This is a genomic window from Levilactobacillus spicheri DSM 15429, from assembly GCF_001435095.1.
Classification (GTDB): domain Bacteria; phylum Bacillota; class Bacilli; order Lactobacillales; family Lactobacillaceae; genus Levilactobacillus; species Levilactobacillus spicheri.
The window spans coordinates 49,802-70,379 of record NZ_AZFC01000005.1 but is presented as its reverse complement, the minus strand read 5'-3'; the positions used below and the strand labels follow the sequence as shown (position 1 = coordinate 70,379).

Genomic DNA, 20,578 nt, shown 5'->3' with positions numbered 1-20,578 from the left:
ACGATTAATCTCGAGGAGGCAAGAGGATGAAAAAGCAAGCGGGAATTGTGATTGCGGTACTGGTGACCGTTTTGACCATGGGAACGGCCTTTGCAATTCAGCATTATGCGAGTGCTAGCCAGCCCGTGTCGGAACAAGTGACCAGTCGTGTGTCCTCGTCATCGTCAACGGCGACCTCGTCCGTGAGTCGGCAGGCGGCGACGGCGTCGCGGACGACGTCGAAAAAGAAAGCGACCAAGACGAAGCGGGCCGCCACCTCGTCACATGTAAAGCGCCAGCACCAGGCGACGAGTCGTGCGACCCAAACACGGACCTCAAAACGGCACCAGGCCAGCTCGTCAACGAAGCAAGCTCAGTCATCGCACGTAACGCGGCGAGCGACCCAGCAATCTTCGACGACGAAAACGACTAAGTCCGCGATAGCGACGAAGAAGACGGATACCCCAACGGTGCATCTGGTGGTCAGCGGGTATCATAAGACGTTTTATGATGGCCGGGTCAAAATCAATTCCAAATCAACGGCTTTTTCAGTCCTTCAGGCGTCCAAGTTGAAACTCGTTTATCAAAATGGCGTGGCCGTTTACGTCAGCAGTGTCAACGGCTTGGCCGAGAACGATGTTAAAGTTGGGAGCGGATGGAAGTTCCGCGTAAATGGAAAGTTCATTGATAAGGCGGCTAATAAAAAGGCCGTGGTGAAGAATGATACCGTGCACTGGTACTTCACAACTAAGGGGTATTAAGGCAATCGGGTCATGATTTAGATCATCATCAATGGAGAGAACCATTCCCCAACTTTAAAAGTGGTCTAGATAAAATCACCTCGTAAGATGCGTTGCTTAAACGCATTTATACGAGGTGATTTTTAATTGGATAGGGTAAAATTTGGGAAGCAAAATAATATTAAAGCGCTTACAAATGATAGAACAATTTATGCGATTTAGTAAATAATTGCACAAACTAGACAAACTTAAGATAAAAACGCAATAGGGGCCTATGCTAAACTAAAAATTGGGTTTGTTGAATAAACAAAAAAATAAGGCAGGTGTCAGAATATGGATGGTTTTATTGGAGAATTTTTTGGAACACTGATTTTGATTGTACTGGGTGTCGGAACCTGTGCCAGCGTTAATTTAAAGAAAACGTACGGTCAGGGATCTAACTGGACGTATATCTCAGTTGCCTGGGGTTTAGCGGTCACGATGGGAGTTTACGTCGGAGGTGCCTTGGGGTCAGATGGCCATTTGAATCCCGCCGTCACGATTGGTTTTGCGGTCTTTGGTTTCTTCCCATGGTCTGAAGTGGTGCCTTACCTCTTAGGGCAATTCTTGGGCGCTTTTGTGGGTGCAGCGTTAGTTATTATTCAATTTTATCCGCACTTCAAGGCTAGTCAGAATGAAGCAGATGGGAATCAAGTAGGAATTTTTGGGACACGGCCAGCGATTTCGAGTCCGTTCCTGAACTTCATGTCAGAATTGATTGCCACGTGGGCCTTTGTGTTTATCCTACTGAACCTCGGAAACTTTACACAGGGATTGAAGCCCTTCATCGTGGGGACGTTGATTACGGTCGTTGGTATGGGCTTAGGGACCACGACCGGCTTCGCGTTGAACCCCGCCCGTGACTGGGGACCCCGTTTAGCTTACACGATTCTGCCGGTTCCCAACCGCGGCAATGCACACTGGGAATATGCTTGGGTCCCGATGTGCGGGCCCATCGTTGGTGGGATCCTCGCTGCGGGCTTGCAGGTCTTAATTAAGTAGTTTTTGGGGAATGTCGTGCGGGTAGTCGGGGGCTGCCGGTACGTAACAAGGTTTAAATGATAGCGCTTTACATAAAAATAACCGTTCTGGCCAAGGCTAGAACGGTTATTTTTTAGGATTTCGTTGACTTGGAAGTAGCATGGGACGGCGTAGCGGCCTCTTTAGAACTGGGAGCCTCAGCCTGCGAGTAGTTGGTGTAAACCCATTGAATGACTGACTTGTCGTTAGCCGGTGTTTCGTCCGCCGACTGTAGAGGTTGTTGGCCATCGACGGTGTAGACCCAGCCCCGATTGCCATCCGTGTCACCCAGGTCACCAATCTTGTTCACGTAGGTCGTGCCCTCGGTTGAATCGGCAAAGTAGTTAATGTGGTTAGCCTTAAAGAAGTTTTTGGAGATGTCATAAACACTTTCATTGGACTGCCAATCCAGCTTCCGGGGAATCGTGTAGATCTTCTGAATGGTGTGATTGCGCTGGCGGAATTCAGAAGGCGTCAGGCCCGTTTTACGCTTAAAAATTTTGGTGAAGTAGCTGGTTTGCGAGAAGCCGATTTGATTAGAAATTTGTTGAACGGAATCTTGGCTAAGGGCTAGTTTTTCTTGGGCCAGGGCCACTTTTTGGTTATTCACGTACTCAACAAAGTTGACGTGTAAGTATTTTTTAAAGAGACGACTGAGATAGGAAGGCGACAGGAAAGCCTTTTGGGCGACCTCGTTTAAGGAAAGGGATTGTTGAATGTTTTGGTGGATGTAGTTTACCGCCAGGGCAATACTCCGACTGGCCGCGTCCTGATCATCTAATTGGTCCAGTTTCATGGCGTGGGCCGGCGTGGTGGCCGTGGTCAGAGGAGAGTTGGGCTGTTTATGTTTGCCAAAGAGGGCGTGTAAGTAATTGATTTGGCTGATCTGGTCGGTCGTCAGGGGCTCCCACACTTTGATTTCACCTAAAGAGTCGCTGTCGATGATGCCATTCATGATGGTTTGTAAGTACGACCGGGACAAGAAAAGTCGCTTCTTGGAAACGTTCGTCGCATCACACATGATGGATCCCCACAACTGTTCGTTTAAACTAACGGGAAAAACGGCGTAGTTTTCGAAGGTTTCATCAATGAGGGTACTTTCGATGGCTTCGGTATTGAGATACACAAAATCGTCGGCTAATAAGATACCGTTAAACCCAAAAAACATGGTTTTGATTTGGGTCAGGCTGGTAAATGTGGCCAATGAATGAGCCAGGTCCCGGTAGTCTTCTTGACGTGGTGAATAAGTGATCATGACGATTTTCCTCCTATGACAATCGATTTTGGATAGTGAGAATATTGTCTTATTAACAAATAAAGCGGTAACACAAAAACATTCTAACCAAATCGTCTTATAAAATCAACCCGTTTTTGAAGAGCCATTTGTACAAAACCGCACTTATAGTGCTAATCCCGCACTAACGACATATTATTGTCACTTCAAATGGATTATTGATAAAAATAGTGCTAGCCGCGTTTTATACAATGAAGACGTTTTCAAAAACAACTAGGGATGCCAGGATAACGACTTTGTTGATTAGTTAACTAGTCATACCTAGAAAAAACTGGAGGTATCATCATGGAACAAGAAGCACTCGGTTTAATTGAAACAAAGGGTCTCGTCCCCGCAATTGAAGCTGCTGACTCAATGGTTAAAGCAGCGAACGTTGACTTGGTTGGCCAAGAGAAGATTGGTCACGGATTGGTAACGACCATGGTTCGCGGTGATGTCGGTGCCGTTAAGGCCGCCGTAGATGCCGGAGTGGCTGCTGCTGAAAACATTGGTGAAGTTCTTTCTAGCTACGTTATCCCACGTCCGCACACTGACGTTGAAAAGATCTTACCTCAAAAGAAGTAACGACTGCTTCGAATAGGAGTGTAAGTGATGACGCAACAGCAATTAGTCAAACGCGTTTTAACTGAACTTCTGCAGCAGGGGGTGACGTTACCGACGTCATCCACTCAGTCATCGGGAGGAATAATAATGGACAATTTCTTAAATTCAACGAGTGTGGTCCCTGAATTCGTTGGAGCCAGTCAAATTGGTGACACGATTGGAATGTGTATTCCAAGTGTGGATGCCATCTTGTTGGATCACCTGCACGTTTCCAAAAAATTTACGGTCCTGGGTGTTTTAAGTTCTCGTACGGGAGCCGGTCCGCAAATTATGGCCATGGATGAAGCCGTTAAGGCGACCAACACCGAAGTCATCGATGTTGAATGGCCACGAGATACCAAGGGTGGCGCTGGCCACGGGGTATTACTGCTCATTGGGGGGTACGACCCATCCGATGTTCGTTCGGCCATTCAGGTGGCTTTGGACAACTTGAGTCGGACCTTTGGCGATGTGTATAACTCCGCTGCCGGTCACTTAGAATTACAATTTACGGCTCGGGCCGCTGGTGCCGTTCATATGGCATTCGGTGCCCCTGAAGGGAAAGCTTACGGATTAATCTGTGGGGCGCCTTCAGGAATTGGGGTCGTGATGGCGGATACGGCCATCAAGACCGCTGGAGTCGATGTTCTGTCGTTTGCTTCGCCAAGTCACGGAACGAGCTTCTCTAACGAAGGGACCGTTCATATCAGTGGTGATTCCGGTGCCGTTCGGCAAGCCGTTATTGCTGGTCGTGAAGTTGGACTGAAGCTACTAGCGCAGTTGGGCGAAAAGCCAGTCAATGATTTTCCGTCTTACATTCGCTAGAGAGGAGGAACTTTAATTGAAACGTCAAAAACGCTTTGAAGCACTTGAAAAACGTCCGATTCATTTAGATGGATTTGTAAAAGAATGGCCTGAAGAAGGTTTTGTTGCGATGGAGGGGCCTAACGACCCAAAGCCAAGCATCAAGATCGAAAATGGCAAGATTACCGAAATGGATAGCAAGTCGGTTAAGGACTTTGACCTGATTGACTTATACATCGCAAAATACGGGATTAAGTTGGAAAACGCCGAAAAAGTCATGGCAATGGATTCCACTAAGATTGCCAACATGTTGTGTGATCCCAACGTCCCACGTGAAGACATCATTGCCCTGACGACGGCAATGACGCCAGCGAAGGCTGAAGAAGTTATCAGCAAATTAAACTTCGCCGAAATGATTATGGCCACGCAAAAGATGCGTCCGCGTCGGACGCCGGCAACCCAATGCCACGTGACCAACATTCGAGACAATCCGGTTCAAATCGCTGCCGATGCTGCCGATGCCGCATTACGGGGCTTCCCAGAACAAGAAACGACCACGGCGGTTGCTCGTTACGCCCCATTAAACGCTATTTCCTTGTTGGTTGGTGCGCAAACGGGTCGTCCAGGGGTCATCAGCCAGTGTTCCGTTGAAGAAGCGGCTGAATTGAACCTGGGGATGCGGGGCTTTACCGGTTATGCCGAAACCATTTCCGTTTACGGGACCGACAAAGTCTTTACCGATGGTGACGATACGCCTTGGTCTAAAGGGTTCTTAGCATCTTGCTACGCTTCCCGGGGATTGAAGATGCGCTTCACTTCTGGTTCTGGTTCCGAAGTCATGATGGGGTACACCGAAGGCAAGTCCATGCTATATCTCGAATCACGGTGCATCTTCATTACCAAGGCTTCTGGGGTCCAAGGACTTCAAAATGGTGGGGTTAGTTGTATCGGAATTCCAGGCTCCGTACCTGGTGGGATTCGTTCCGTCTTGGGCGAAAACCTCTTGTGCATGATGATGGACCTTGAATGTGCCTCCGCGAACGACCAAGCCTTCTCTCACTCTGACATGCGGCGGACTGAACGGTTATTAGGGCAGTTTATTGCTGGTACCGACTATATTTCTTCCGGCTACTCCTCCACGCCGAACTACGACAACACGTTTGCTGGTTCAAACACCGACGGCCTCGACTACGATGACTACTACGTCATGGAACGGGATCTGGCCATTAACGGTGGGATTCACCCAGTGACCGAAGAAGAGATCATCAAGGGCCGGAACAAGGCAGCCAAAGCCTTACAAGGCGTCTTTGAAGACTTGGGCTTACCGAAGATCACCGATGAAGAAGTTGAAGCCGCAACGTACGCGAACACCTCGAAGGATATGCCAGAACGGAATATGGTAGAAGACATGAAGGCGGCGCAAGACTTGATGGACCGTGGAATTACCGCTGTTGACGTGGTTAAGGCACTTTACAACCACGGCTTCAAGGACGTTGCGCAAGCCGTTTTGGACCTGCAAAAGCAAAAGGTTTGTGGGGACTTCCTGCAAACGTCCGCAATCTTTGACGAAAACTGGAACGTCATTTCTGCCGTCAACGATGCGAACGACTACCGCGGTCCTGGTACCGGTTACCGGTTGCAAGAGGACAAGGACGAATGGGAACGCATCAAGAACATTCCGTTTGCCATTGATCCACAGCACATGGAACTTTAGTCCATAAGGGGGTTAACATTGTGGCTCAAGTAAATGAAGAGTTATTACGTAGTATTATCCGTGACGTGATTGCGGAAACACAAAAAGTGGATAAACCGATTTCGTTCAACGACGCTGGTCAGTCAGCAACGGCTACTGCGGAAGCACCACAGGAAACGAAGCCAGGTGCCGAAGCTGAAAAGCACGTTGACTGGTTTAAGCACGTTGGGGTTGCTAAGCAAGGCTACTCCCGTGACGAGGTGATTGTGGCGGTGGCCCCGGCATTTGCTGAAGTGCTGGATCACAACTTAACGGGCATTAGCCATAAGGAAATCTTGCGGCAAGTCATTGCCGGAATCGAAGAAGAAGGGCTGAAGGCTCGGGTCATCAAGGTTTACCGGACCTCTGACGTTTCCTTCTGTGGGTCTGAAGGGGATCACTTATCCGGGTCTGGCATTGCCGTGGCAATCCAATCCAAAGGAACGACGATCATTCATCAGAAGGACCAAGAACCGTTATCTAACCTGGAACTGTTCCCTCAAGCACCTGTTTTGGATGGGGATACCTACCGGGCAATTGGAAAGAATGCGGCTCAGTACGCGAAGGGGATGTCTCCAAGTCCAGTTCCTACGGTTAACGACCAAATGGCGCGGGTTCAGTACCAGGCGCTGTCGGCCTTGATGCACATCAAGGAAACCAAGCAAGTGGTTGTCGGAAAGCCAGCCGAAGAGATTGAAGTTAACTTTAATTAGGAGGAATTGGTCATGAGTGAAATTGACGACTTAGTTGCAAAAATCGTCCAACAGATTGGTGATAACGGCGGCACGTCGACCGGCACTACCCCGACGAGCACAACCAATGAAAAGGACTTAACGCGGAACGATTACCCGCTGTACAGCAAGCATCCAGAATTAGTTCAGTCACCATCTGGTAAGCATTTGGATCAGATTACGCTGGACAACGTGATGAGCAACAAGATTAAATCAAACGATCTACGGATTACCCCGAATACGCTGCGGTTACAGGGGGAAGTTGCAAACGACGCGGGTCGGGATGCCATCCAACGGAACTTTAAGCGGGCGGCGGAACTGACGTCGATTCCTGACGAACGGTTGTTGGAAATGTACAATGCGCTGCGGCCATACCGGTCAAGCAAGGCCGAATTATTAGCGATCTCCGATGAGTTGAAGACGAAATACAACGCACCGGTGAACGCTGGTTGGTTCGCTGAAGCGGCAGACTATTACGAATCCCGAAAGAAACTCAAGGGTGATAACTAGTTAGGAGTCTTCGTATGGCAAAAGTGATTGGGGTTGACATTGGTAATTCATCGACGGAAGTGGCGCTTGCCGACGTTTCCGCTACCGGTGAAGTCCAGTTCATAGGTTCTGGAATCTCTGCAACCACGGGGATTAAAGGAACGAAACAGAACCTGATTGGAATCAAAAAGTCAATCAGACAAGTTTTAAACAAAACTCACCTCGACCTCGCCGACGTTGACCTGATTCGGATTAACGAAGCGACCCCCGTTATTGGGGATGTGGCGATGGAAACCATCACCGAAACCGTGATTACGGAGTCGACGATGATCGGTCACAATCCAAATACACCGGGTGGCTTGGGAATTGGTTCGGGTTACACCGTTGATCTGCTCCAACTGCTGAAGCAAACCGATAAGCAAAAAGAGTACATCGTCTTGATTCCTAAGACCATCGATTTTGAAGACGCGGCGAAGCTAATCAACGTTTACACCCGGGCGGGATTTCACATTACTGCGGCGATTCTACAAAACGATGATGGTGTGCTGATCGATAATCGATTAGAGCACAAGATTCCCATTGTAGATGAAGTCTCACGAATTGATAAAGTGCCCGTTGGCATGTTGGCAGCGGTTGAGGTGGCCGATAAGGGGAAAGTGATTTCCCAACTGTCGAACCCTTACGGGATTGCCACGCTCTTCCACCTAACGTCCGACGAAACCAAAAACATTGTGCCAGTTTCACGAGCCCTCATCGGAAATCGCTCGGCGGTCGTCATTAAGACACCGGCGGGGGATGTCAAGGCGCGGGTTATTCCGGCCGGTTCCATCAAAATTGAAGGAACCAAAGATTCCGATGAGGTCAACGTTGCGGCTGGTGCCGAAGCTATCATGAAGAAGATCAACGAGTTTGATCGCATTCAAGATATTACGGGTGAATCAGGTACCAACGTTGGTGGCATGTTGGAAAAGGTCCGGCAGACGATGGCAGATTTGACGGCCAAGCAAAACCGTGAAATCGCCATTCAAGACCTGTTAGCGGTGAACACATCGGTCCCTGTTAAAGTTCGTGGGGGCCTGGCCGGTGAATTCTCGACCGAAGAGGCTGTTGGGATTGCAGCGATGGTGAAGTCGGACCACTTGCAAATGCAATTGATTGCAAATCTGATTCAAGATGAGTTGAATATTCCAGTTGAAATTGGTGGGGCGGAAGCCGAAGCAGCCATTCTAGGGGCTTTGACGACGCCAGGAACCACGAAACCAATTGCTATCCTGGATTTAGGGGCCGGGTCAACCGATGCCTCCATTATCAACAAACAGAATCAGATTGTGGCGATTCATTTGGCCGGTGCGGGTGATATGGTCACCATGATCATCAACTCCGAATTGGGATTGGACGACGTTTACCTGGCCGAGGATATTAAAAAGTATCCCCTGGCCCGAGTCGAGAACCTCTTCCAGATTCGTCACGAAGACGGCTCCGTTCAATTCTTCGACAAACCGTTACCATCCGAGATCTTTGCCCGGACGGTGGTCATTAAACCGGATGGCTACGTGCCATTACCAGGGAATCTGAACATCGAGAAGGTCAAGACGATTCGTCAGACGGCTAAGAAACGGGTCTTCGTTGAAAATGCACAACGGGCGCTGAAGCACGTGAGCCCAACGGGGAATATTCGTGACATCCCATTTGTGGTCATTGTGGGTGGGTCCGCTCTGGACTTCGAAATTCCACAATTGGTGACGGATGAGTTATCGCATTACAACCTAGTTGCTGGACGGGGTAATATTCGGTCGGTCGAAGGGCCGCGAAACGCAGTGGCGACAGGGTTGATTCTCTCGTACGCGCAGGAAAGAAGGGACGCCCATGCCAATTGACACGGATAAGCCGTCCATCCTGATTGCCGTGACGACGGAGGACGCCTTTCCAACCGACTTGAAACCGCTTTTAAACGGGATCGAAGAAGAGGAAATTCCGGTCACCACACGGGTGATTGACGAGAGCACGGCGACTGAGCGAGCTTATCAAGCCGCGCTGGCTTCAAGATTGTCAGTGGGCTTAGGCTTTGACGACCAGGAAATAGTCGTGCACTACAAGAACTTGCCGGCCGAGCAACCGCTATTTAGGGTCAATCGGCATGATACGGCTCGGTTTCGAGCCTTAGGAGCCAATGCGGCCCGGTTGGTCAAGGGCGTTCCCTTTAAGAGCTTGAAGGATTAGGCGGTGAGAAAAGATATGGAAACACTAGGATATATTGAAGTTACCGGCCTCTCGACCGCCTTGGTCGTTGCGGACAAGATGTTGAAGACGGCGGCCGTTGAGCTGTCCGCCCTGGAAAATACGAAGGGCGGCGGTTGGATTACGGTCGTGATTAAAGGGGATGTTGCGGCGGTTTCGGTGGCCATTGAAATTGGCAAGGAAGCCGTGGGCGATGCGTTCGTCAGCTCGGCGGTCTTGGCTAACCCGGCTCCCGGAATTGATGGCTTGAGCCAGGGTGATTTGTTTACCACGCCGCAACCTGATCCGGATCCCGACCCGACTCCTGCGGCGGCGCCGGTTACGGACGCTGCAGAGCCGTCAGTAACGTCGACAGCACCCCAGGTTGAAGTGATTCAGCCTAAAACGGTGGCGCACCAGGCTGACGATGCGGCCGTAAAAAAGCCGCAGGCCACGTGTAACCTTTGTGGTGACCCCGCTTGCCCTCGCAAGTTAGGAGAACCGCGCAAGAAATGCATTCACTACCGAGAATTGTTTAATCAGGATCACAAAAAATAGGAGGAAATTATGATGAATAACGCTTTAGGAATGATTGAAACCAAGGGTTTAGTTGCCTCGATTGAAGCTGCCGATGCAATGGTTAAGGCGGCAAACGTTGAAATGATGGGTCAAGAAAAGATTGGGAGCGGCCTGGTAACGGTCATGGTTCGTGGTGACGTTGGTGCCGTTAAGGCTGCCGTTGATGCGGGAGTTGCTGCCGCAGAAAACATTGGTGAAGTGATGAGTTCATATGTCATCCCTCGTCCGCATGCTGAAGTTGAAGCAATCTTGCCAAAGACTGACGACGCAGCCAAGTAAGCTCATCATAAATTAGAGGGTGGAATCAAATATGGACGAAACACAATTACGTGAGATCATTCATCGAATTGTTCAAGAAGAGTTGGATCCTAACCGGATTCCAATCGGCGTTTCGAATCATCACATCCATTTGACGAAGGAAGACTACCAGACGTTATTCCCTCATCAACCAATGGAAGTTTTCAAACCACTGAAGCAGCCAAAGGAATTTGCTTCCAAGCAGACGGCCACCATTGTCGGACCGAACGGGAAAATCGAACACGTTCGCATTTTGGGTCCTTGCCGAAAGCATTCACAGGTTGAAATTGCCCGCTCTGAGGCAATTCGGATTGGTGTCGATGCACCGATTCGCTTGTCGGGTCATTTGGACGGTGCGCCAAGTGTCAAGCTGGTGACGCCGGATGGTGAAGTAACCGTTCAAGGAGTCATTATTGCCAAGCGGCACATTCACATGAGTGATCAAGACGCGCAACGGTTTGGGGTTAAGCTGGGTGACACGGTCTCCGTGGAAATCGACTCAGAGAATCGCAAGACCATCTACAACGACGTCATCTGTCGACCACGGGCGGACTTTGTTTTGGAAATGCATATCGATACCGATGAAGCCAATGCCGCAAACGTTGGTCGGAATACCTTTGGTCGGTTGATTAAGCCCAAGGACGAGGCGTAGACGACCTGGTCGTTTGAATTCTAATTGAAGTTGGTGATTAACTTGGATTCACTAGTTGAGAAGGTTATGGCCCAGTTGACCAAGCGACAACAGCAACAGTACGACTGCACCTACCAAGCAACGGCATCGGCGCCGTCTAATCAGGTTTTCTTGGACCACGCGACCGTGGTAATTACCAATGTTTCGATTGAACTGATGACGGCGCTTTACCGGTTAGAGACACATAACGAGTGGGTTGCTTGGATTTTGCAAGGAATTGATTACCAAGTCACTTTTCAATTCGCTATCAACGAATTGGCGGTCAATTTTATTCCCCGCAAGATGTTGCTCGACTGGCCAGTCTTGTTCATAACCAATCATCATCAGCTGGTGCGGGGGTTGCGGCACCGAACGATCACCCGCAGTGATTTAGCGGCGTTACCGGATAAATCATTGGTGGTCACGACGACCCGCCAACACCTGACAGCTGAGGCAGTCGATACTTTGGCAGCTAAGGATATGAAATTACAAATGAGGACTGATGAAGATTGTATATGGCAAAAGTAGTAGGTAGCGTGGTGTCGACGCAAAAGGACCCGTCCTTGGTGGGACGGAAACTCATGATTGTGCAACCCGTTAACTCGGATGGCCAGTCGGTTCGTCATCAAGAAGTTGCGGCCGATTCGGTCGGTGCCGGCGTCGGCGAGTACGTGTTACTCGTTCGGGGCGCAGGTGCACGGCGGGCCAGTCAATTGGATGATGGTATCCGGGATGTCAACGATTGCGCGATTGTTGGAATAATTGATCGTTTCGATAAGTAAAGGTAAGTGAAGTTAAATGCCAATTTATACCAAAGGTGGCGACAAAGGCACGACGAGTTTGTACGACGGCCAACGGGTAAAAAAAGATTCCTTGCGGGTGGAAACCTACGGAACCTTTGATGAACTAAATGCCAACATTAGTCTCGCTGACAAATTGTGTGTAAGTCCTAAAAATAAAGCCATCTTACAACGGGTCGAATATAAGATGTTCTTTTTGCAGGGTGAAATCGCCACCCAGGATACCAAGAAATTCTTAGAGAATAGTCGGGTGATTTCCGACGAGGATGTTCACGGCTTAGAACGGGTAATTGATCAGTATACGGCTGAACTGCCGAAGGTCACGAGCTTCATCTTACCAGGCGCTAGTTTAGCTGGAGCCCAATTACACGTCTGCCGGACCGTTTGTCGGCGCGCCGAGCGGCAGTTTGTCCGCTTCAGTGCCGACGTTGCGGTGCGACCGGTCTTGGAACGTTACGTGAATCGATTATCCGACTTTCTGTACATCATGGCACGTTCCGAAGACCATGAAGCACAGATCAAGCAGATAACGGATGAAGTGATTAAGCGCTATGCGCAAGCTATGGGGCGATAAACGATGAATGAAGAACAGTTAAGTCAGATTATTCGAAACGTCATTGCTGAACAAGGAGGGAAAACGATGGACAACTTATTTGATCGTCACAAAATGGAAAAGGTGATTGATGCAGCGGTTGCTCGCGCAGATGAACTTAAAGTGGGGGTCTCGATTTGCTTAATGGATCAAGCCACTAACGTTCAGATGTTTTATCACATGCCCAATGCCAACCTGGTAAGTTCCACTTTGGCACCGAAGAAGGCGTGGTCAGCAATTGCCATGAAGGAACCGACGAAGGATATCAGTAAAGATATTCAACCCGGGGCACCTTTGTACCAAATGGAGACCATGCTGGATGGTAAGTTGGTTTCCTTCCCTGGCGGAATTCCGTTGGTCTTGGATGGCACCCCAATTGGTGCTATCGGGGTCAGTGGTGGATTGATCGAAGAAGATCAATCAATCTGTGAAGCAGCCGTTGCTTCATTTATGAAGGAGAGTAAGTAGGCATGGCAGAAAATATTGAACAACAAATCAGAAGAATCTTAAATGAAGAGCTCAGCCAAGCGGGAACGGCATCTGCTACCGCAACGTCTTCGGCGAGTGGGCATAACGGTATTTTTAAGACGGTCGACGACGCCATTGCGGCGGCGAAGGCTGCACAAGAGGATTACGTTGACCAACCAATTTCCATGCGGAACAAGGTCTTGGACGCCATCCGTGAGGGCTTCCGTCCTTACATTCAAAGCATGGCGGAACGCATTTACAAGGAAACCGGAATGGGAACGGTGGAGGCCAAAGTGGCCAAGCTGCACAACGCGCTGTACAACACGCCCGGTCCTGAGATCCTACAGCCGGAAGCCGAAACGGGTGACGGTGGCCTGGTCATGTACGAGTACGCGCCATTCGGCGTTATCGGCGCCGTAGGACCCAGCACCAACCCTTCGGAAACGGTGATCGCCAACGCCATTATGATGTTGGCCGGTGGTAACACGGTCTACTTTGGCGCCCATCCAGGTGCCAAGGACATTACGCGGTGGACGATTGAGAAATTGAATGAGTTGGTTGCCGATGCAACGGGCTTACATAATCTGGTGGTCTCCATTGAAACGCCATCGATTGAATCCGTTCAGCAAATGATGAAGCATCCCGATATTGCGATGCTGTCGATCACAGGGGGTCCTTCGGTGGTTCACCAAGCCTTGATCAGTGGCAAGAAAGCCGTTGGTGCGGGCGCTGGTAACCCACCTGCTATGGTGGATGCGACGGCGAACATTGCCAAGGCAGCCCATAACATTGTGGACTCCGCGGCCTTTGATAATAACATTCTGTGCACGGCCGAAAAGGAAGTCATCGTTGAGGCCAGTGTCAAGGACGACCTGATTGCTAAGATGCAAGAAGAGGGCGCCTACCTGGTGACCAACACCAACGAAATTAACAAGTTGGCCGACATGACCATTGGGGATAATGGAGCACCCGACCGGAAGTTCGTTGGGAAGGATGCCACCTACATTCTGGACCAAGCAGGGATTCACTACACCGGTGACCCGAAGTTGATCATTATGGAAACGGCGAAGGATCATCCACTCGTGATGACTGAAATGTTGATGCCAATCGTGCCGGTTGTCAGCTGCCCAGACTTTGATCACGTCTTAGCGACGGCGGTCGAGGTTGAACAAGGCTTACACCACACGGCGTCTATTCACTCCGAAAACTTGCCACACATTAACAAGGCCGCGCACCGGATGAACACCTCCATCTTCGTTGTTAACGGACCGACTTATACCGGGACCGGGGTTGGTGCAGCCGGGGCACATGCCGGCGCTTCAGCCTTAACGATTGCGACTCCAACGGGTGAAGGAACGGCCACGGCGAAGACGTATACGCGTCGGCGGCGGTTGAATTCACCAGAAGGTTTCTCATTACGGACTTGGGAGGCGTAAGCCATGGAAGAAATTTCAATTCCTACCAAAATCTACTCGGGGACCGATAGCTTGGAGCGTTTACGGGATCTGCACGGTCAAACCATCTTGATGGTTTGCGATGCCTTCTTGCCGGATACCCCAACGCTTAAGCACATTTGCGATGAGTTAGACAGCAGTAATCAGGTTGAAATCTTCTCGGACGTTAAGCCTGATCCACCGTTGAAGAACATTATGGCGGGCGTTAAGCAGTTTATCGCGTTAAAGCCGACGGTCATGCTTGGAATTGGTGGCGGTTCCGCCATCGATACGGGAAAAGCGATTCGGTTTTTCGGTGAGAAACTGACGAAAACATCACTGGCATGTTTTATTGCCATTCCAACCACGAGTGGTACGGGCTCTGAAGTGACCAATACCAGCGTCATTTCCGATACCGAAAATGAGCGGAAATTCCCAATTATGGAAGATTACCTCACACCCGATATCGCGTTATTGGATCCGCAACTGGTCATGACGGCCCCCAAGAGTGTGACCGCTTACTCTGGATTGGATGTTTTAACCCACTCCTTGGAATCTTTAGTGGCTAAAGGGGCCAACACGCTGACGGATGCGTTGGCAGAAAAGGGCGTTGACGTCATCACCCATCACCTGGTGACTTGTTACCAGCATGGGGACGATACGGCTGCCCGGAAAGTGGTTCATGAGGCGTCTTGTGGCGCCGGAATCGCCTTTAACAATGCTGGTTTAGGGTTCTGCCACGCAATTGCCCATCAGTTAGGCGCGAATTTCCACGTTCCCCACGGGTTAGCGAACGCCATGTTGTTGCCTTACGTGGTTGCCTATAACGCGGAACATGACGAAACGGCGATGCACAAGTATGCCGTAGCGGCCAAGAAAGCGGGACTAGCACCGCAGGGAATGGCCGATCGGGTAGCCGTTCGGCGGCTGATCAACCAGATTCGGTTGATGATGCGTCAGATGGATTGTCCGAAGACCTTACAAGCCTTTGGCATTGATCCCAAGAAAGCCTTGGACGCCACCGATACCATCGTTGCAAACGCGAAGTTAGATGCGACCTTCCCGGGGAATCCAGTCGTTCCGAGTGATCAGGATCTCGCAACGGTTTATCATCAAATAATCAAATAACGGTTCGCCGTTATTCAAAGAGGGAATCACATATGTCACAAAAGATTTTAGCCATTAATTCAGGCAGTTCATCGCTCAAGTTTAAGTTATATGAATTACCGGATCAAACGGTTTTGGCCAACGGACACGTTGATCGTATTGGCCAACGGAATAGTACGTTTACCTTTGAAATTCATGGTAAACAAAATGTTCAAGCCGAAGCAATGAAGGACCATCTAGCAGCGATTCAGGCCGTCGTGAACGGCCTCTTGACCAGCCACGTGATCGAACACAAATCGGAAATTGTGGCGGTGGGACATCGAATTTCACATGGTGGGCGTTTCTATACGCATCCAGTTCGGATTGATGCCGCGGTAAAGGCTAAGATCAAAGAGCTTTCGGTCCTCTCACCGTTGCATAATCCGGTGAACTTAGCAGGAATTGAGGCGCTGGAGAAGATTTTACCAGAGGCCCAGGAAGTGGCGACCTTTGACACGTCTTTTCATGCGACCATTCCAGCCAAGGCATACATGTATGGGTTGCCATACAGTTACTTTGAAGATCACGACATTCGCCGTTATGGGTTTCACGGTCCGTCACATGAGTACGTCACCTTAAAGGCCCGTGAGTTGTTCGGTGAACAGCAAACTCACCGGATGATTACTTGTCATTTGGGAAACGGCGCCAGCCTGTGTGCGGAATTAGACGGAAAATCCGTGAACTCATCCATGGGCTTTACCCCGTTAGCGGGGTTATTGATGGGCACTCGGTCAGGGGACATTGATCCGGAGATCATTCCCTTTATTGAGGAACGATTCCATCTGTCGTCAGAAGACGTGCGGAAAGTGTTGAACCAAGATTCGGGCTTGCTCGGTCTGTCGGGCATTTCTAATGACGTGCGGGACCTCAGTGAGGCCGCGCACGAGGGCAATTCACGGGCACAACTGGCATTGGACGTATACGTGCACCAGATTCAACAGTATATTGGGGCGTATACCACCGATTTGGACGGGTTAGACACGCTAGTCTTTACGGCGGGCGTGGGTGAGCACTCGGCCATTGTTCGGCAAGCGGTCTGTGCGCAACTCGGGTACCTCGGCGTTAAGCTGGATGAGGCTAAGAACCAAGCCAACGCACTGAGTATTGAGGCGCCGGACAGTCAAGTCAAAGTTGCGGTCATTCCGACGGACGAAGAGTCCATCATTGCCCGTGATATTATTCAGGTTTTAGGATTGAATTAGTCGCGTTAGTTAAAGGAGACGGCAAAGATGACCAGAAATATTGATCGGACCATTCAGGAATACGTGCCGGGCAAACAGGTTACCTTAGCCCATATCGTTGCTAACCCAACTCAGGATATCTACGATAAATTAGGGATTCAGTCACCGAAAAATGCGCTGGGAATCTTAACGATTACCCCTAGTGAAGCGGCCATCATCGCGGGCGACGTTGCGACCAAGTCGAGTAACGTTGACCTAGGATTTATTGACCGGTTCAGTGGCTCGGTGGTGATCGTCGGCGAGGTTTCGGAGGTTGATTCAGCCCTGCATCAGGTCGTTTCGACGTTGCATGATTTATTGAACTTTGATATTCCGACCATTACACGAACGTGAGGTGGTGGGGATGACAAACCAACGGATGATAAATTTTGATCAGCCACAAACGCTTCGCTGCGGGTTAACCCTGCGCAACGGGTTTGTGTTGGCACCGTTAGACCTGCGGCTCGCGTTGTTCGATGGAACGGTCAGTCGAAATGACGAGTGGTTTCATCAACAACATACACGGACCGTTGGCTTGGATATCGTTGGGTCGGCCTACGTCAGTGACTGTGGTCGAACTTGCAGTGGCGCCATCAGCGTTGCGCACGACACTATGATCACGGGATTACATCAATTGGCGCAACGTATCCATCGGCAAGGGGCCAAGGCGATTCTGCAATTATCGCACGCGGGGGTGCGCGCACAGTTAGACTCGCGTTACCGAACGCCCGTTGGACCCAGTGCCACGAAGACCACGGTTGCGTTAACGACTTATGAAGTCGAACAGACCATTAATGCCTTCGGTCATGCGGCAGAACGTGCCTATCAGGCCGGGTTTGATGGTGTTGAGGTACAGGGGGCCAACCGCTTCTTGCTACAGCAGTTTACGTCCTCCCTTACGAATCACCGCAATGACGCATTTGGCGGGTCGTTGGCACGACGGCTAACGTTTCCCGTACGGGTCGTTCAGCGGGTTCAGCAGGTGGCCGAGATGGCGCAACGGCATCACCGGTCTTTTGCCGTGGGCTACCGCCTCTCGCCAGAGGAACGTCAAGCAGGTGGGTTGCGACTCATCGATACGGTGGTTTTAGCGCACCTGCTTGAGGGCCTGAACGTGGATTACCTGAGTCTGTCTTTGCACAATTACCACCAGCCGGCCATTACCGGTACGCAGACCCTCCCGGTGGTTCAGGTATTTCGCCAGCAACTGCCCCACTTACCGGTGATGGTGGCTGGCGGGGTTCGAACACAGGCGGATCTCGAGACGTTAGCGGGTGAGGCCGCTTTCGTTGCGATGGGGTCACCGTTGATTTTCGAGCCTGATTGGCCGAGTGATCGGCGTCGGCCGGCTGGTAAGGGGGCAACGTGTCAGAGCCCGGAACAGTTGGGCCTAAGTCCACTGTTTCTGAAGCAATTATTGGGAATGAAGGGGTTGTGAGGCAGAATGGAGCGAACGCGCGTTTTACAATTAGCCGGTGGATTTAACTTTCGTGAACTCGGAGGTTATCAGACTAAAAGCGGGCAAACCATTGCGTGGCAACGCCTGTTACGCACGGCACACTTGAGTAGCCTGACCGGAAACGATTGGGATCAGCTGATTGACTATGGCGGCGGTTTCAGCTATGATGGGACGCGAAGAAGGTGAGTAGTTTGAAGTTGACGACACAGGCCCTTTCCGGGACGGGGATGCTGATCACGTTGGGCATCGTCTATGGCGATATCGGGACGTCCCCCCTGTACGTCATGAGCGCCATTACGGGCCAAGCCCAACAGCCAGCCGGCACTAGCTCGACTGCGCTCTTGGGGAGTATCTCCTTAATCTTTTGGACACTGATGTTGATTACCACGATTAAGTACGTCCTGTTAGCCATGCACGCAGACAACCATAACGAAGGGGGCATCTTTGCTCTGTACGCGCTGGTTCGGGATCAAGCCCGGTGGTTGATCGTGCCCGCCTTGATTGGGGGAGCCGCGCTATTGGCCGATGGGACCCTGACGCCAGCTGTGACCGTGACCTCCGCGATTGAAGGCCTCAAGGGGCAACATCTGGGGCCCTTGAGCATCGGCCAAAATCAAAGCCTGGTTCTGGGCATCGTGACGGGCATCCTGTTAGGCATCTTCTTGATTCAGCGCTTCGGGACCGCCCGTATCGGCCGTTCCTTTGGGCCCATCATGCTCCTGTGGTTCAGCTTCATCGGCGGGGTCGGCGCCTATAACTTGATCGCGGCTCCCGGCGTCTTACGGGCGCTGTCACCCCTTTATGCGATTCGCTTTCTCTTGAGCCCCGTCAACCGGCAAGGCATCTTCGTCCTCGGCAGCATCTTCCTGGCCACGACCGGGGCCGAGGCCCTCTACTCGGATATGGGCCAGGTCGGTCGCCAGAACATCTATGCGACCTGGCCGTTCGTCTACCTGATGTTGATGCTGAGCTACCTGGGGCAGGGGGCCTGGTTGTTACAGCACCAGGCCTTGACCACGACCCAGCTGCACCGGCTCAACCCGTTTTACAGCATCGTGCCCACGCACCTGCAACTAGTGGCCATCGTCCTGGCGACCTTGGCGGCCATCATCGCCTCACAGGCCCTGATCACCGGGTCCTACACGTTGGTCCACGAGGCCATTGGGTTGAAACTCCTGCCTAAGTTACGCATCAAGTTTCCGGGCAACGAGGCCAGCCAACTCTACATTGCCACGGTCAACTGGCTGTTGTGCATGATCACCCTGAGTGTCGTCTGGTACTTCCAGACCTCGGCGCACATGGAGGCGGCCTACGGGCTGGCCATCACGCTGACCATGCTGATGACGACGCTGCTCCTGCACGCCTTTCTGCGGCCCCAGCATCCGTGGGGCGCACGGCTCTTCGTCGTGGGCTTCGGCGCCTTGGAAAGCCTGTTCTTACTGGCCAGCCTGGTCAAGTTCTGGCACGGTGGGTACGTCACGCTGTTTCTGACGCTGGTGATTTTGATCATCATGGTCTTTTGGTACGAGGGCAACCGGCGGCGCGACGCCAACTTACAAGAGACCGAGTACGTACCGCTCCCGGCCTTTTTGCCCCAGCTCCAGGCCCTGAGTCAGGACGACCAAGTTCCCTCGTTCGCCACGAACCTGGTCTACATCAACCGGTTACGGCCGAACCTGGCCATCAAACGGGCGGTCATCTACTCGATTCTGGACCAGCAGCCGAAGCGCGCGCGAGTCTACTGGTTCTTGACGGTCAATGAAACGGATAACCCGGCGGACTGCTATTACACGGTCGATATGCTGGGGACCCGCAACGTGGTCGACGTCCAGCTGTACCTGGGATTCAAGAAGTCCCAGCACATCAACGTCTACCTGCGGCAAATCGTCAACGACCTGCTGAATGAGCACCTGATCGACGACCAAACGCCGTACTACTCCAGCGTGCCACACCGGCGCGTCGGCAACTTCAAGTTCGTGTTCCTGAACCAGCAGTTCCAGGATCTCAGTGCCCGGGACCTGTCGTGGCTCGACCACTTCCTGATTGGGGGGCGGCTGTTGCTGCAACGGATCACCTTGTCCTCGGCGCGGTGGTACGGCCTGGAATTCAGCGACGTGATTGAGGAACGTGCGCCGCTGTTCATCGGGCAAAAGCCCGACGACAGTTTGCAACAAAAACAAGTGAAACGGTAACGCCAAACCGCCCCGTTTGCCAGTCAAGCTCACTGACAAGTGGGGCGGTTTGACGGCGGACCAAAAAGGCGCCGAGCACGATGCTCGACGCCTTT

24 protein-coding genes are annotated in these 20,578 nt (G+C 51.3%); 23 read left to right on the top strand and 1 reads right to left on the bottom strand.

Features of this window, described 5'->3' with window-relative positions:
• The first annotated feature begins 26 nt into the window (after window positions 1-26).
• Window positions 27-740 carry a DUF4430 domain-containing protein gene (locus tag FD37_RS02615; protein ID WP_056963235.1) on the top strand — a complete coding sequence of 238 codons (714 nt, stop codon included), beginning with the start codon at window positions 27-29 and terminating at the stop codon, window positions 738-740.
• 312 nt (window positions 741-1,052) lie between these two features.
• Window positions 1,053-1,760 (top strand): MIP/aquaporin family protein, encoded by a 708-nt coding sequence (locus FD37_RS02610; RefSeq protein ID WP_045806671.1) that lies wholly within the window; start codon window positions 1,053-1,055, stop codon window positions 1,758-1,760.
• A 112-nt stretch (window positions 1,761-1,872) separates the two neighbouring features.
• Here FD37_RS02610 and FD37_RS02605 read toward each other — a convergent pair whose 3' ends face one another.
• Window positions 1,873-3,033: a helix-turn-helix domain-containing protein gene (locus tag FD37_RS02605; RefSeq protein WP_082605098.1), complete on the bottom strand. Its 1,161-nt coding sequence runs from the start codon at window positions 3,031-3,033 to the stop codon at window positions 1,873-1,875.
• A 324-nt stretch (window positions 3,034-3,357) separates the two neighbouring features.
• On the opposite strand from FD37_RS02605, the gene FD37_RS02600 reads away from it, so the two are divergent.
• Genes FD37_RS02600 through FD37_RS02505 form a run of 21 tightly spaced genes read left to right on the top strand, consistent with a single transcriptional unit; the run spans window position 3,358 to window position 20,483 of the window.
• On the top strand, window positions 3,358-3,636 hold the full coding sequence (locus tag FD37_RS02600; RefSeq protein ID WP_045806670.1) for a BMC domain-containing protein: 279 nt from the start codon (window positions 3,358-3,360) through the stop codon (window positions 3,634-3,636).
• A gap of 24 nt (window positions 3,637-3,660) precedes the next feature.
• Complete coding sequence (pduB, locus tag FD37_RS02595) at window positions 3,661-4,479, top strand: propanediol utilization microcompartment protein PduB (protein ID WP_476738448.1); 819 nt, start codon at window positions 3,661-3,663, stop codon at window positions 4,477-4,479.
• Window positions 4,480-4,495: 16 nt separating this feature from the next.
• Window positions 4,496-6,172, top strand: a complete 1,677-nt coding sequence (locus tag FD37_RS02590; RefSeq protein ID WP_056963233.1) for a propanediol/glycerol family dehydratase large subunit — start codon at window positions 4,496-4,498, stop codon at window positions 6,170-6,172.
• A 20-nt stretch (window positions 6,173-6,192) separates the two neighbouring features.
• On the top strand, window positions 6,193-6,903 hold the full coding sequence (locus FD37_RS02585) for a propanediol/glycerol family dehydratase medium subunit (RefSeq protein WP_045806668.1): 711 nt from the start codon (window positions 6,193-6,195) through the stop codon (window positions 6,901-6,903).
• A gap of 12 nt (window positions 6,904-6,915) precedes the next feature.
• Entirely contained in the window at window positions 6,916-7,431 is a 516-nt protein-coding gene (locus tag FD37_RS02580) for a diol dehydratase small subunit (RefSeq protein ID WP_056963231.1), read from the top strand.
• A gap of 14 nt (window positions 7,432-7,445) precedes the next feature.
• The gene (locus FD37_RS02575; RefSeq protein WP_045806666.1) at window positions 7,446-9,287 is read left to right on the top strand and encodes a diol dehydratase reactivase subunit alpha; all 1,842 of its coding nucleotides are present in this window, start codon (window positions 7,446-7,448) and stop codon (window positions 9,285-9,287) included.
• Window positions 9,277-9,630: a glycerol dehydratase reactivase beta/small subunit family protein gene (locus tag FD37_RS02570; RefSeq protein WP_056963228.1), complete on the top strand. Its 354-nt coding sequence runs from the start codon at window positions 9,277-9,279 to the stop codon at window positions 9,628-9,630. The genes FD37_RS02575 and FD37_RS02570 overlap by 11 nt, the downstream gene beginning before the upstream one ends.
• Before the next feature lie 15 nt (window positions 9,631-9,645).
• Window positions 9,646-10,185, top strand: a complete 540-nt coding sequence (locus FD37_RS02565) for a BMC domain-containing protein (RefSeq protein WP_056963249.1) — start codon at window positions 9,646-9,648, stop codon at window positions 10,183-10,185.
• 9 nt (window positions 10,186-10,194) lie between these two features.
• A complete protein-coding gene (locus tag FD37_RS02560) occupies window positions 10,195-10,485 on the top strand; it encodes a BMC domain-containing protein (RefSeq protein WP_225351203.1) in 291 nt (96 codons plus the stop codon).
• A 31-nt stretch (window positions 10,486-10,516) separates the two neighbouring features.
• On the top strand, window positions 10,517-11,155 hold the full coding sequence (locus FD37_RS02555; RefSeq protein ID WP_045806663.1) for a phosphate propanoyltransferase: 639 nt from the start codon (window positions 10,517-10,519) through the stop codon (window positions 11,153-11,155).
• Window positions 11,156-11,188: 33 nt separating this feature from the next.
• Complete coding sequence (gene pduM / locus FD37_RS02550; protein WP_225436312.1) at window positions 11,189-11,701, top strand: PduM family microcompartment protein; 513 nt, start codon at window positions 11,189-11,191, stop codon at window positions 11,699-11,701.
• Entirely contained in the window at window positions 11,689-11,955 is a 267-nt protein-coding gene (locus tag FD37_RS02545; protein ID WP_275453059.1) for a EutN/CcmL family microcompartment protein, read from the top strand. Before pduM ends, FD37_RS02545 begins: the two co-directional genes overlap by 13 nt.
• Window positions 11,956-11,971: 16 nt before the next feature.
• Entirely contained in the window at window positions 11,972-12,547 is a 576-nt protein-coding gene (locus FD37_RS02540; protein WP_056963224.1) for a cob(I)yrinic acid a,c-diamide adenosyltransferase, read from the top strand.
• Between the two features lie 3 nt (window positions 12,548-12,550).
• Window positions 12,551-13,033: a GlcG/HbpS family heme-binding protein gene (locus FD37_RS02535; RefSeq protein ID WP_045806660.1), complete on the top strand. Its 483-nt coding sequence runs from the start codon at window positions 12,551-12,553 to the stop codon at window positions 13,031-13,033.
• A 2-nt stretch (window positions 13,034-13,035) separates the two neighbouring features.
• A complete protein-coding gene (locus tag FD37_RS02530) occupies window positions 13,036-14,469 on the top strand; it encodes an aldehyde dehydrogenase family protein (RefSeq protein ID WP_056963222.1) in 1,434 nt (477 codons plus the stop codon).
• Window positions 14,470-14,472: 3 nt separating this feature from the next.
• Window positions 14,473-15,594 (top strand): 1-propanol dehydrogenase PduQ, encoded by a 1,122-nt coding sequence (locus FD37_RS02525; protein WP_045806658.1) that lies wholly within the window; start codon window positions 14,473-14,475, stop codon window positions 15,592-15,594.
• A gap of 32 nt (window positions 15,595-15,626) precedes the next feature.
• On the top strand, window positions 15,627-16,814 hold the full coding sequence (locus FD37_RS02520; RefSeq protein ID WP_056963220.1) for an acetate/propionate family kinase: 1,188 nt from the start codon (window positions 15,627-15,629) through the stop codon (window positions 16,812-16,814).
• 27 nt (window positions 16,815-16,841) lie between these two features.
• Window positions 16,842-17,186, top strand: a complete 345-nt coding sequence (locus FD37_RS02515; protein WP_045806656.1) for a BMC domain-containing protein — start codon at window positions 16,842-16,844, stop codon at window positions 17,184-17,186.
• A 25-nt stretch (window positions 17,187-17,211) separates the two neighbouring features.
• A complete protein-coding gene (locus tag FD37_RS02510) occupies window positions 17,212-18,270 on the top strand; it encodes an oxidoreductase (protein WP_082605100.1) in 1,059 nt (352 codons plus the stop codon).
• 6 nt (window positions 18,271-18,276) lie between these two features.
• A complete protein-coding gene (locus tag FD37_RS12550; protein WP_082605097.1) occupies window positions 18,277-18,477 on the top strand; it encodes a tyrosine-protein phosphatase in 201 nt (66 codons plus the stop codon).
• A gap of 41 nt (window positions 18,478-18,518) precedes the next feature.
• Window positions 18,519-20,483, top strand: a complete 1,965-nt coding sequence (locus FD37_RS02505) for a KUP/HAK/KT family potassium transporter (protein WP_056963246.1) — start codon at window positions 18,519-18,521, stop codon at window positions 20,481-20,483.
• Window positions 20,484-20,578: the final 95 nt, after the last annotated feature.